Raw genomic sequence first — 12,608 nt, forward strand, 5'->3', positions numbered from 1 at the left:
GCTTGCCTGCGATGGCGGCGAGTGTCGTCCGAGACCTAATCCGGTCAATAGCATGTCGATCAACTTGATCCCGGCGAACGGCACCAACACCCCGCCCAGGCCGTAGATCAGCAAGTTGCGGTTAAGCAACGCCGCCGCACCGATCGCGCGGTAGGTCACCCCGCGCAGCGCCAGCGGAATCAACGCGACAATGATCAGCGCGTTAAAAATCACCGCGCTGAGAATCGCCGAGTTGGGGCTGCTCAGGTGCATCACGTTCAACGCGCCGAGCTGCGGGTAGGTGGCAACAAACGCCGCCGGGATAATTGCGAAGTACTTCGCCACGTCATTCGCCACGCTGAAGGTGGTGAGGGCGCCACGGGTCATCAGCATCTGTTTGCCGACCTCGACCACTTCGATCAGCTTGGTCGGGTTGCTGTCGAGGTCGACCATGTTGCCGGCCTCTTTCGCCGCTTGGGTGCCGCTGTTCATCGCCACCGCCACGTCGGCCTGGGCCAGCGCCGGTGCGTCGTTGGTGCCGTCGCCGGTCATGGCCACCAGCTTGCCCTGAGCCTGGTAGTCGCGGATCAGTTGCAGCTTGTCTTCCGGGCGGGCCTCGGCGAGGAAGTCATCCACCCCGGCTTCCACCGCAATCGCGGCGGCGGTCAGGCGGTTGTCGCCGGTGATCATCACGGTCTTGATGCCCATGCGCCGCAGTTCGGCGAAGCGCTCCTTGATGCCGCCTTTGACCACGTCCTTGAGCTCTACCACGCCCAACGCTTTGGCACCGTCGCACACCACCAGCGGGGTGCTGCCGCGCCGTGACACTTCATCGACCTTGGCCTGCAACGCCGCCGGGAAACTCCCACCCAAGGCTTCGATATGGCTGCGAATCGCATCCGCCGCGCCTTTGCGAATCGCCCGGCCTTCGGGCAGGTCTACGCCGCTCATGCGGGTTTGCGCGGTGAAGTGCACAAAGCTGGCGCCCAGGGCGTTGATGTCCCGCGCGCGGATGTCGAATTTCTGTTTGGCCAGCACCACGATGCTGCGGCCTTCTGGGGTTTCATCCGCCAGCGACGCGAGCTGCGCGGCATCGGCCAGCTCGGCTTCTTTCACGCCCGGTGCTGGCAAAAAGCTGCTGGCCTGGCGATTGCCCAGGGTGATGGTGCCGGTCTTGTCCAGCAGCAACACGTCGACATCGCCCGCCGCCTCGACCGCACGGCCGGAGGTGGCGATGACGTTCGTCGACATCATCCGGCTCATGCCCGCCACGCCGATGGCCGAGAGCAGGCCGCCGATAGTGGTGGGGATCAGGCACACCAGCAATGCCACCAACACCGTGGCGCTGATCACGCTGCCGCTGCCGCTCATGGCCACGGCGAAAATCGAGTAAGGGCTGAGCGTGGCGATCACCAGCAGGAACAGCAGGGTCAGGCCCACCAGTAAAATCGTCAGCGCGACTTCGTTGGGGGTCTTCTGGCGCTTGGCCGATTCAACCATCGAAATCATGCGGTCCAGGAACGATTCGCCGGGGTTGACGCTGATGCGCACCACCAGCCAATCCGACAGCACCCGCGTACCGCCGGTGACCGAGGAAAAGTCGCCACCGGCCTCGCGAATCACCGGCGCCGATTCGCCAGTGATTGCGCTTTCATCCACCGAGGCCACGCCTTCAATCACCACGCCGTCCAGCGGCACCAGGTCGCCGGCTTCGATCAACACCACGTTGTCTTTGCGCAGCAGGCTGGCTTCCAGCGGCAACCAGGCCGCACCGTGGCGCGGCTGCTGCAGCAACTTGGCCAGGGTCTGGCGTTTCATGCCGCGCAGGCTGGCGGCCTGGGCGCGGCTGCGACCTTCGGCCAGGGCTTCGGCGAAGTTGGCGAACAGCACGGTGAACCACAACCACAAGGTGATGCTGAGGATAAAACCGCTGGGCGCTTCACCCTTGCCGCCCAGGGACTGGAACCACAGCAGAGTGGTGAGGATGCTGCCCAGGTACACCACGAACATCACCGGGTTTTTCCATTGGGCCTGGGGCAGCAGTTTCTTCAACGCATCGACGCCGGCGGTGAGCACGATGCGTCGGTCAAACAGGGGTAAACGAGCATTCTTCATGAGGGCAATCTCTTACTCACTGACCGCAATAGAGGGCTGACGTGCATCCAGCGCCAAGTTGAGTTGCAGCACGTTCACCCGTGGCTCGCCAAGCAAGCCGAGGGTGCGCGCGGCGGTGTGGTCGTTGAGCAGTTGCAGCAGCTCGGCTTCGGGGATGTGCCGCAGGCGCGCTACTCGGGCCAGTTGCAGCCGGGCGTTGACCACCGAGATATGTGGGTCGAGGCCCGATGCGGAGGCGGTGACTGCGTCCACTGGCACCTGGGCATCGGCGGCCAGGCCGTTGGCCTGGCGATAGGCCTTGGCCCGCGCCGCCACTTGGTCCAGCAGTTTCTGGCTGGTCGGACCCAAATTGCTGGCGCCGCTGGAACCGGCGTTGTACGGCTGCGAAATGCTTTTGCTCGGGTCTTGCGGATCGGCGCCGAGGGTCATGCTCGGGCGGCCCTGGAAGTACTCAGGCTTCGTGAAGTGTTGGCCGATCAACGCCGAGCCGATCACCAGCCCGTCGCGTTCAATCAGCGAGCCATTGGCCTGATACGGGAGCAACAGTTGCGCGGCCAGGGTGGTGAAGGCGGGGTACGCCAGCCCGGTCAGCAGCATGAAAAACACCGCCGACACCAGCACCGGACGCAGCAGCCCTTTGAATATCGATTGAGTCGTCATCAACATGTCCTTAGTTGTACGTCTGGCCGGACAGCAACTGCAGTTGCTCCACCAGCGGGCCGAGCGCGAGCGCCGGCAAGAAGGTCAGGCCACCGACCACCAGCACCACGAACACCACCAGCAGCATGAACAGCGGGGTCGCGGTGGGGATGGTGCCGGCGCCGGCCGGTACGGTCTTTTTCATCGCCAGGGAACCGGCCACGGCAAGCATCGGCAGCATGGTGAAGAAGCGTCCGATCAACATCGCCAAGCCAATGGTGGTGTTGAAAAACGGCGTGTTGGCGTTCAGCCCGGCAAACGCCGAACCGTTGTTGGCGGTGCCCGAGGTGTAGGCGTAGAGCACCTCGCTGAAGCCGTGGGGGCCGAGGTTGTTGAGGCTGGCCAGGGTGTCCGGCCACAGGGCGGCGAGGGCGGTGAAACCGAGAATGCTGATGGGGTGCGCGAGCACCGAGAGCATCACCAGTTTCATCTCGCGGGCCTCGATTTTCTTGCCGAGGAATTCCGGGCTGCGGCCGATCATCATGCCCACCAGGAACACGGTGAGTAGCGCGTACTGGATCAGGTTGATAAAGCCCACGCCGTCACCGCCGAACACGCAGTTGAGCATCATCTGCGCCAGCGGCACGAAGCCGCCCATGGGCGTCAGCGAGTCATGCATGGTGTTGACCGAGCCGGTAGTGGCGGCGGTGGTGGTGGCGATAAACAGGCTGCTGTCGGCGATGCCAAAGCGCAATTCCTTGCCTTCCATGTTGCCGCCGCTTTGCTCGATCGACAGCGTCTGGTTGGCGCCGGCCTGGGTCAGCAGCGGGTTGCCGGTTTGCTCGGCGCCATACACCAGCGCCAGGAAGCCGATAAACATCACCAGGAAGGTGCCGAAAAACACCCAGCCCTGACGGCGTTGCACCAGCATGCTGCCAAAGGTGTAGGTCAGTGCCGACGGGATCAACAGCATGCTGAGGATGTGCAGGATGTTGGTCAGCGGCGTCGGGTTTTCGAACGGATGCGCGGCGTTCATGCTGAAGAAGCCGCCGCCGTTGGTGCCGATATGCTTGATCGATTCAAAGCTGGCGACTGCGCCGACAATCAACTGTTGCTGCGCGCCCTCAAGCGTCGTTGCCAAGGCTTGAGAGGCGAAGGTCTGCGGCATGCCTTGCCACACATACACCAGCGCCATGCCCACGCACAGCGGCAGCATCACCCGGTAAAGGGTGCGAGTGAAGTCGACCCAGAAGTTGCCGATATCGGCTGAGCTCGAACGGCTCAATCCACGAATAAAACCTGCCGCCGCGACCACGCCGGACGTGGCACCGACAAACATCAGAAAGGTGATGACCGCCATCTGGCTGAAGTTCGACAGGCTGGTTTCGCCCGAGTACGCCTGCCAGTTGGTGTTGGTAATAAAGGACGCGGCGGTGTTGAACGCCAGGTCCGGGGTTTGTGCGGCCAGCCCCAGCGGGTTGATGGGCATCACCGCCTGCAAACGCAGGACGATATAGCCGAGCAGCATCATTGCCGCGTTCGACAGCAGCAACGCTGAGCCATAGCGGGCCCAGCCCATGGTCTCTAACGGGTTGATGCCCAGCAGGCGATAGGTACCGCGTTCCGGCAGGGCGTGGTGGGTCCCGGTGAATACCCGGGTCAGCCACTTGCCCATCAGCACGGCGAGCGCGGTCATCAACCCCAGGACCAGCGCAAATTCCAGCAAAGTGCTTAACATGTCGTGGCTCCGTTCAAATCTTGCCCATGGCGACAATGGCCATGGCAGTCGCACTAAAGAACACCAGGGAGAGGCCCATAAACATCACGTCGTACATGGCGAGCTCCCTAGAACTTTTCGGCGCGAATGAGGGCGTAGCCCAAGTAAGCGAACAGCCCGACGGCACATAAACCGCTGGCGACATAAATGAAGGTCAGTGTGAGCACGGTGTAACTCCCCTTGTTGAATAAGCCGGCGAGGTTAAGCGCTTGGGTATCAAGCTCGGGCACTGATTACGGGGGGCGGTATTAAGACGGTATATAGATGGGTTTTGGCTGGGCGAACGAAAACAAGGGATAGCCCGGTGCTGGGGTATCCCTTGAAAGTCTGGGGTTCTGCTGATTTCGCTGATCAGCTTATTTGGCTTTCTTTTTCTTTTCGCCACGGGTGGCGAGGTGCTCGAAGCAAAACGCAGCGGTGCCGAAGAGCGCAATCATTGACAGGACGACCATGCCTAACGTTGAACTTTCCACGATGACTTCCTACGGGTGATTAGGGCAGGAAGTGACGGTAGAGGGTGCGGGGTTAGTTGCTCAATAGAGGCGACGTAATCGTTATGGCGAATAGGCTATCTATACGCATTCTTTACGGATGATCAGCGATTTGGCGGTCACGGGCGCGCGCCCATTACGGATTAAGGCACCCGCGCGCTGCGCACTGTTCGGTAACAGCAACGGCGCCGGGCCCATTGTTACGCACTATTTACGGGGTGTTGCGGCTGTGGCGGTAATCGCTGACCGCTTCGTATACCGCCTTGCGCAAGCGGTTTATACCGCCGATGGGGCGATGCTCGGCGACGCCGAACCAAGGGTTGAAAGACTGGTTGTCGCACGCCAGGTTCTGTTCGGGCGTATCAAAATCCTGCGCGGGTATCCGCACCTTGGCCACGGTCTCATACGGCGCATCGCTCTCCTTCCATTCAATGCTGGTGTCTTCGATCGGCATAAATTTCTGTGGATTCTGCCGCTGAATCTGCAGCACAAAACAAGCCGGTGCACGATCAATCGACAGTTGCTGATTCAAGGCGCTGCGCAGGAAGTTCGGCAGGTCCTGGTTCTGCTCGGGCAATGCGTATTCCGGGCAGCTTTGTGGGTCGGGCGCAACCCGGAACTTGGCGTTAGCCGTGCCGAATTTATAGGGCGATACCGAAAAGTAGGTGGTTTGCGTCGGGCTGGTGGGTGCGGGGGCTAACGTTGCCAGGGCGATAAACAAGTGACGCACCTGCCAGCTACGTGGGTCAGCCTTGGGGAAGAATGCCTGGACCTTCTTGCCGTCCGCCTGAGCGCCGATGTTCTGCGCGTACTCCGCCACGTCACTGACGAAAAAGTTCGGGTGACTGAACATCACGAAGTCCTGTTCCGTGCGCGTTTGTTGGTCGTCCAGCAGCTGTTTGCCCGGCACGTTCAGCAGTTTGAGCGCCATGCCGCGTGCATCGCGGATGCTGTCGAACTGCGGGTAGGCGTTGCCGTTGGACAGGCGCATCAGCGCTTGCCAGGTCTTGCCCGGCTCGGCGAACACGCCCTGACGCAATGCCGGGTCGAGATCCGCCACTACGCTGACTTCAGCCTTCACGCAGCCATGGGCCTTGGCATGGGCATCGCGCAGGTAGCGCGTGCCTTCGCGGTGCTGATCGACGATGCGCACCGCCGTTTGGATGATGCCCTGGGTCATGGCCGCTTCACCGGGTGGGATCTGCTCATCCGGCGACACCGGGCCGCTGTGTTGCCAGGCAAACCAGGCAGTGGCGATCAGCCAGCCCAGCAGGCCCAAGCCCACCAGCCACAGCAGGGCTTTACCCAGAAATGCGCCGAGGCGCAGCCACAGACGTGCGAGCATCGAAGGTTCCTTGTGAGATCGGATAATCATGGCAACTGTTGCTCCAGCGGGCCGCCCAGCACTTTGAGGTATTCCAACAACGCCCAGCGCTCTTGCGGCAGCAGGCCGCGGCCGATCACGCCATTACCGCGCTGGCCGGCACGGAATTCATGGCCGCTGTTGTGGTTACCGGTGATGTGGGTATCGAACAGGAAGGCATTCTTGAACGCGCCGGTCTCAAACCCCAGGTGGCGCGGGTCATAGTTGAACGTGCCTTTATAGAAGGTGGTGCTGCGCTCGTCCTGGGGCGAGAGCAATTGGTAGATCGTCGGCACCGAGCCGTTGTGCAGGAACGGCGGTGTGGCCCACACGCCGGCCAATGGCCGCGCTTTGTAGGCGCGCAACTCGCGTACGCCGATGGGCAGGCCGAAACCGTTCAGGCGCTGGCGCTCGGCCGGGGTTACACCTGCGGCGCGGTAGGCGTGGTCTTCGACGAAGGCGGTGATGTAGGCCAGGCCTTGGGCCACGGACATTTTGTGCAGGTCCAGCGGTGCGGTCGGTGTGGGGTGCAGCTCGACGTTGAGCTTGGCCAGTTCCGCCGGGTCCCATTGCAGGGCGCTGAGGTCATAGCGCAGGTCGGCGATGTTGCTGGCGGCGCCGGGGTCGGTGCCGATGTACTCCACGGGGAGCATTTTCAGTTGTTGCACCGGGCGGCCATTGGCCTGGCTGACGGCGGGCACATGGCAGCCGGCGCAGTTCTCGGAGAACAGTGCGCGGCCTTGGGCGGCGAGGGGCTTGTCGACAGCGCCGAACAGGTCTTCCGGCCAGGTGGGCGGTTTGAGGCGTTGCAAGGTTTCTTCGAGCAGGTTGAGGTCACGCACGCGCACGCTGGAGGGGTAGCGTGCATCGCCCTGAAGCGGTTGGCCGGCGCTGTCGAAGAAATCCAACGTCGCGCCGACACCGAGGGACTCACCGATATTGCGCGCCATGGGCTGCTGGGCCGAGCCGTTCCATTGCACCCAGTTGAAGGTCCAGATATCCCACAGGTAGGGGTAGTCCACCGGCGCGTTGGCGACTCGGTAGTTGTCCGAGGAGAGGGCGTCGCCGAAGCTGGCGTTGGCGATACGGCCAAACGCGTCGGTGCGGCCCGGGCCTTCTTCGGTGGGGTAGAGGCCACGATGGGTGTCGTTCCAGGCGACGGTGAAAAACCTATCCAGCGACTGCTTGAAGTCCTGGCGCAGTTGGTTGTGCTCGGCGTCGTAGCGATCGCCCAGCACGTGGCGGGCAAAGCGTTCGAATTTCCACGGGTTGTAATAAGTGGCGGCCAGGCTGGCCACCAGCGCCTGGCCGAAACTGCCGCCGCGCAACGTGGGCACGCTTGAGGGCAGCATGTGCTGGGCCGAACCGCCATCGATGCGCAGGGCTTGGCCCTTAACGTGCAGCTCGCCGGTGTGGCAGGCGGCGCAGGTGATGTCCAGGTATTCAACCGGGCTGCCGGCGTTCTGGTGCCGGGTGAAACCCACTGGCAGGTTGCCGGGGTTTTGTGCGGTGGGGACTTGCTTGGGGTCCACCAAGAAACCGAAGCGCGCGAGGTACTCGGGCGTGGCAAAACGCTGGTCGGAGAACGGCAGTTCCAGGGCGGTGAACCAGGCGTAATGCAGGCCTTTTACCTGGGTGCCCTGGGGCGTGAAGTAGTAGGTCTGGCGGTCGGCGGCACTCCATTGGTCCTGGTAGTGCACTTGCTCCACGGGCACATAGTCCGGCAGCTTGGGGTTGACGGTGTAATAGAGCACCACGGCCAGGAGCAGGCCGAGCGCTATCAATATCAGGAGTAAAACACGGGAAAAAATGCGCAAGATAACTATCCTTGTCGAGTTGTAGCGTTCTTATGCCACTGCGTCACAGGTGCGGCAAGTGGCCAGCAGTCTGGTTGCAGCGGGTCCCGCGATCCTTCGCGGGCCTTCATAATGAATGAAAATGCTTTTAAACACGTGAACTTATCAGAAGTTTCCTGCTCACATGCCGGTAGCCATTGGTCGTGGCCGCCTGATAAGCTCGCGACTTTATTCGATTGCCCTTTTGGCGCATGAACAAGGAAATAGCATGAAACAGCATCGGTTGGCGGCGGCGGTGGCCCTGGTTAGCCTGGTACTTGCGGGTTGTGATTCGCAGACCAGCGTAGAGCTGAAAACCCCGGCGCAGAAAGCTTCCTACGGTATCGGCCTGAACATGGGCAAAAGCCTTGCTCAAGAAGGTATGGATGACCTGGACTCCAAAGCGGTAGCCCAGGGCATCGAAGATGCCGTCGGTAAGAAAGAACAGAAGCTGAAAGACGACGAACTGGTTGAAGCGTTTGCCGCACTGCAGAAGCGTGCAGAAGAACGTATGACCAAAATGAGTGAAGAGTCGGCATCCGCCGGCAAGAAATTCCTCGAAGAAAACGCCAAGAAAGACGGTGTAGTCACCACAGCTTCGGGTCTGCAGTACAAGATCGTGAAGAAGGCCGATGGCGCACAGCCTAAGCCGACCGACGTGGTGACCGTTCACTACACCGGCAAGCTCACCAACGGTACTACCTTTGACAGCTCCGTGGATCGCGGTAGCCCGATTGACCTGCCGGTCAGCGGCGTGATCCCAGGTTGGGTCGAAGGCCTGCAACTGATGCACGTTGGCGAGAAGGTCGAGTTGTACATCCCGTCCGACCTGGCGTACGGTGCCCAGAGCCCGAGCCCAGCGATTCCAGCCAACTCCGTGCTGGTATTCGACCTGGAACTGCTGGCCATCAAGGACCCAGCCAAGGCTGAAGCCCCTGACGCACCTGCGGCTCCAGCTGCCAAGAAGTAATCGGCGCCTGAACAGACAACGCCCCGTTTCGACGGGGCGTTGTCGTATCTGGTGTCGGCAGTTGAACCCGCAGCAAATCCAAACGAACCCCTGCAACCTGAAACAGTCTGATATAAGACTTGAGCACGGGTAGCGGCACATCAACGCCAAGTCAATGAAATCTTGGGTTTTTTTTATGTGCGCAAAAAACGCCCGATCTGACTGAAAGCCTTGTATCCCGTGGCTTTCAGCCGATAAAACAGGCTCTGTTCACAAGGTTATCCACAATTTGTGTGGATAACCTTTTATGTCGTCTGGAACTGGAGTGACGAATGAAACCACCCTTCAATTTCACCCGTTTCCTGCCCATGGCCGCCCGCTTGCTCGGCCGTGGGCGGTTGCCGACCCTGCTGTTTGCCGTCGCCGCCAAAGGCTCAAACCAAGGTAACCGGCTGGGTAAGCTCAAGGATGATCTCAAATTGCTTCAGGCTCTGTGTCTGGCCTACTGGCGCGGTGAGTACAGGGCGATCAGCCCCAAGGCGCTGATCTCGGTGGTGGCGGGGCTGATGTACTTTTTGAGCCCGATTGACGCGATCCCGGACTTTATTCCTGTGTTCGGTATGCTCGACGACATTGCCGTGCTGGCATGGGTCATGAAGACCCTGGACGGCGAAATGAGCGCCTTCCGCGCCTGGCGCGACGCCCAGCGTCCGGAAAAGCTCGCCGTGGTTGAGCGCCTGCCAGCGACGCCTGCGCTGTTGGCCGAGGAAAACCCGCAAAAAAACTGACGACGCTTATATCCCTCTGCGACCTTTGTGGCTGTTAGGATTACACTCCTAAGGAAAGTGCTTACTTAGTGAGTGTTGTTATCCTACGGGGCGGTCATGGATATTCAGATAATTTCACGCGATGGCGAACCCGAATACGCGGTGTTGCCATGGGACCAGTACCAGGCGCTACTAAAAGCCGCCGGTCAGCAACAACCAGTGCCAACGCCTACTTCTACCGCCCAGGTCGCTCCCGATCAGGCCTTGCGCCCGCTCGCGGACCTGCGCGGCCTGCGTGAAGCCAAGGGCCTGGCCATCGAAACGCTGGCCCGCACCGTGGGTATCAGCCCCTCGTACCTGGGATTGATTGAAAGTGGTGAACGCCAGCCGGATGCCGCCATACGCCGCAGCCTGGCCTGGGAGTTGGGCGTTGCAGGATGGAGGGATGAATCTTGAGCCTACGTATCAGCCGTCAACACTGGGACGGGTTACTCAACGAACTGGACCAGGCGCGCCGACAGCGCCACCTGCTGACTTACCGCGCGCTGTTGGAGCGCCTGCAATTCCCCACGCCGGCGATGCAGACCCTGGCCGCCGCCCTGGAGCACCTGGCCGCGCTGGACGCCAAGGCCGAGCAGCCATTGCGTAGCTCGCTGGTGATCAGCCAGGGCGCCAGCCGCCTGCCGCGCACCGGGTTTTTTGAATGTGTGGAGCGCTTGGGGCGTTTCAGCGGGCCATCCGATGGCGTGGCCGCCGCATCCTGGCACGCTTCGGAAGTGGTGCGGGTGTTCGAGTACGAGTACCCGGAATCCGCCGAGGCCTAAGCCTGGCCCAGCATGTCCAGGCTGTCGATCACATGAATGCTGTAGCCAGCCACATCCTTGGCATGGTGCTTGGCCTGCGAGGCCAGCTCCGCCAACTGGCTGGCATCCAGTTGTGCACAGGCCTGCGGATATAAATGCACCACGCCGATCGACAGTGACAGCAAGGCATACTCCTGGCGCACACCCTGGCGACTCAACGCCACAAAGCAGCCGGCATCGAGGTGTTCGGCGCGATAGAAACGTCGGCACTGGGTGTGGAAATCATCCAGCAGTTGGTTGAGCCGCTTGCGCCAATCCTGTGGGCCCAGCACCAGCAAAAAGTCATCGCCGCCGATATGCCCGACAAAGTCGCGGCTGGGGTCGACCCGGTCGTTGAGGCACTGCGCCAGGCACAGCAACACCTCATCCCCGCGTCCATAGCCGTAGATGTCATTGAACGGCTTGAAACTGTCGATATCCACGTAGCAGATCACCGACTCTCTTTGCTGCTGCAACAGCCGCGTCAGGCACTGCTGGATCGGCACGTTGCCGGGGAGCAGGGTCAGTGGGTTGGCGTAACGTGCCTGCTGGATTTTCAGCTCGGTGATCAGCTTGAGCACATCGATCACCCGGCCCAGCCCCAAGTAATCGCCATTGAGCGTGATGATGAAGTCTTCCTCAATCCGTTGCCGCGCACGGCTGGTCAACAGTCGGCTGACTTGCTGCAGGGATTGGCTCAGCTCCACTGCCAGAAAGTCATCGCTCATCAAACGGCTGATCGGTTTGCGCGCGAACAGGTCAGTGGCAAACGGCTTGAGCAGCGCGTCGGACAACGAGTGCCGATGCACGATGCCGACCGGATGGCCGCGCCCGTCCAGTACCGCCAGTGAGTTGAGGTTAGCCTGGCGGCGGAACGACTCCAACACCAACGCCGTGGCGGTGTCCTGGTGCACCGCCGGTTGCTCGTTGAGCAGAGCGCTGAGGTCGCTGCCTTCCTCGTTGAGGGCGATGTTGGCGTTGTCTTGCTTGGGCAGCATCAGGCGTGCTTCCTGCGGTGGGTGTTCCTGCGGACGGCAAAGCAGGTAGCCCTGCACCAGGTCAACGCCCATCTCCGTCAATACCGCCAGTTCTTCCGGCAGCTCAATGCCCTCGGCAATCACCTGGGCGCGCGAAGCTCTGGCGATTTGCAGGATGGAGCCGACGAACTCGCGCTTGAGTGCGTCCTGATGGATGCCGTCGATAAAGTGCCGGTCGATCTTCACGTAATCCGGGCGCAGCTCCGACCACAAGCGCAGGCTGGAATACCCGGCGCCCAAGTCATCCAGAGCGATGGCGAAGCCCATGTCGCGGTAATGATGAAGCGCGGTTTGCAGCAGGTTGAAATCGTCGGTGGGGGTCTGCTCGGTGAGTTCGATCACCACCTGGCTGGGCGGAATGCCGAAGTCGCGCAGCAGTTGCAGGGTGCGCCCCGGTTGATGCGCCGTTTCCATCAAGGATTCCGGCGAGATATTCAGGAACAGCTTGCCCGGCAGTTTTTGCTCGCTGAAGCGTCGGCAGGCGCTTTCACGGCAGGCCATTTCCAATTCGCTGAGGCGCCCGGCGTGGCGGGCGACTGTGAACAGGGCTACTGGGGAGTGCAACGGGCTGTTGGACGGGCCACGGCTGAGGGCTTCGTAGCCCAGGATGCGTCGTTCGGACAGGCAAATGATCGGTTGGAACAGGCTGTGCAAACTGCCTTGAGCCAGGATAGAGCCCAATGCATTCAGCTGTTCGGTCATGGTCATGTCGGTCTCGATCGAAAAAAAGGACCGCAGGCTCAACGCCGGCGGTCCTTCATTTCACGACAGAATGATGTCTATATGATGACACTCTGAGGAGCCATCACATTAA

General features: G+C 61.2%; 10 protein-coding genes and 1 pseudogene. 4 read left to right on the forward strand and 7 right to left on the reverse strand.

Going from position 1 to position 12,608, the window contains the following annotated elements; translation table 11 throughout:
- Positions 1-30: 30 nt before the first annotated feature.
- The 6 genes and pseudogenes from kdpB to GJU48_RS08790 form a co-directional block, all read right to left on the reverse strand.
- Positions 31-2,094 (reverse strand): annotated as a pseudogene (gene kdpB, locus GJU48_RS08765) (potassium-transporting ATPase subunit KdpB); the annotation flags it as partial.
- A 12-nt stretch (positions 2,095-2,106) separates the two neighbouring features.
- Positions 2,107-2,754, reverse strand: coding sequence for a K(+)-transporting ATPase subunit C (kdpC, locus tag GJU48_RS08770; RefSeq protein ID WP_094953569.1), 648 nt, complete (start codon positions 2,752-2,754; stop codon positions 2,107-2,109).
- Positions 2,755-2,764: 10 nt separating this feature from the next.
- Complete coding sequence (gene kdpA / locus GJU48_RS08775; protein WP_094953568.1) at positions 2,765-4,471, reverse strand: potassium-transporting ATPase subunit KdpA; 1,707 nt, start codon at positions 4,469-4,471, stop codon at positions 2,765-2,767.
- 107 nt (positions 4,472-4,578) lie between these two features.
- Complete coding sequence (kdpF, locus tag GJU48_RS08780; protein WP_053255293.1) at positions 4,579-4,677, reverse strand: K(+)-transporting ATPase subunit F; 99 nt, start codon at positions 4,675-4,677, stop codon at positions 4,579-4,581.
- 535 nt (positions 4,678-5,212) lie between these two features.
- On the reverse strand, positions 5,213-6,376 hold the full coding sequence (locus GJU48_RS08785; protein ID WP_094952116.1) for a catalase family protein: 1,164 nt from the start codon (positions 6,374-6,376) through the stop codon (positions 5,213-5,215).
- The gene (locus GJU48_RS08790) at positions 6,373-8,181 is read right to left on the reverse strand and encodes a di-heme-cytochrome C peroxidase (RefSeq protein WP_094952115.1); all 1,809 of its coding nucleotides are present in this window, start codon (positions 8,179-8,181) and stop codon (positions 6,373-6,375) included. The genes GJU48_RS08785 and GJU48_RS08790 overlap by 4 nt, the downstream gene beginning before the upstream one ends.
- Positions 8,182-8,428: 247 nt before the next feature.
- Between GJU48_RS08790 and GJU48_RS08795 the strand changes: the two genes are divergently transcribed.
- From GJU48_RS08795 to GJU48_RS08810, 4 genes are all read left to right on the forward strand, one after another.
- Entirely contained in the window at positions 8,429-9,169 is a 741-nt protein-coding gene (locus GJU48_RS08795) for an FKBP-type peptidyl-prolyl cis-trans isomerase (protein WP_094952114.1), read from the forward strand.
- Between the two features lie 311 nt (positions 9,170-9,480).
- Positions 9,481-9,936, forward strand: coding sequence for a YkvA family protein (locus GJU48_RS08800; RefSeq protein ID WP_094952113.1), 456 nt, complete (start codon positions 9,481-9,483; stop codon positions 9,934-9,936).
- 96 nt (positions 9,937-10,032) lie between these two features.
- Positions 10,033-10,371 (forward strand): helix-turn-helix domain-containing protein, encoded by a 339-nt coding sequence (locus GJU48_RS08805; RefSeq protein ID WP_094952122.1) that lies wholly within the window; start codon positions 10,033-10,035, stop codon positions 10,369-10,371.
- Positions 10,368-10,739, forward strand: a complete 372-nt coding sequence (locus tag GJU48_RS08810) for a hypothetical protein (protein ID WP_005786715.1) — start codon at positions 10,368-10,370, stop codon at positions 10,737-10,739. The genes GJU48_RS08805 and GJU48_RS08810 overlap by 4 nt, the downstream gene beginning before the upstream one ends.
- Here the strand turns inward: GJU48_RS08810 and GJU48_RS08815 are convergent.
- On the reverse strand, positions 10,736-12,502 hold the full coding sequence (locus GJU48_RS08815; RefSeq protein WP_094952121.1) for a bifunctional diguanylate cyclase/phosphodiesterase: 1,767 nt from the start codon (positions 12,500-12,502) through the stop codon (positions 10,736-10,738). The genes GJU48_RS08810 and GJU48_RS08815 overlap by 4 nt on opposite strands.
- Positions 12,503-12,608 lie beyond the last annotated feature (106 nt).

This window comes from Pseudomonas sp. IB20 (assembly GCF_009707325.1).
Classification (GTDB): domain Bacteria; phylum Pseudomonadota; class Gammaproteobacteria; order Pseudomonadales; family Pseudomonadaceae; genus Aquipseudomonas.

Coding starts and splice junctions, on each gene's coding strand:
- kdpC (WP_094953569.1), bottom strand. CDS start 2,754: ATGACGACTCAATCGATATTCAAAGGGCTGCTGCGTCCGGTGCTGGTG.
- kdpA (WP_094953568.1), bottom strand. CDS start 4,471: ATGTTAAGCACTTTGCTGGAATTTGCGCTGGTCCTGGGGTTGATGACC.
- GJU48_RS08785 (WP_094952116.1), bottom strand. CDS start 6,376: ATGATTATCCGATCTCACAAGGAACCTTCGATGCTCGCACGTCTGTGG.
- GJU48_RS08795 (WP_094952114.1), top strand. CDS start 8,429: ATGAAACAGCATCGGTTGGCGGCGGCGGTGGCCCTGGTTAGCCTGGTA.
- GJU48_RS08800 (WP_094952113.1), top strand. CDS start 9,481: ATGAAACCACCCTTCAATTTCACCCGTTTCCTGCCCATGGCCGCCCGC.
- GJU48_RS08805 (WP_094952122.1), top strand. CDS start 10,033: ATGGATATTCAGATAATTTCACGCGATGGCGAACCCGAATACGCGGTG.
- GJU48_RS08815 (WP_094952121.1), bottom strand. CDS start 12,502: ATGACCATGACCGAACAGCTGAATGCATTGGGCTCTATCCTGGCTCAA.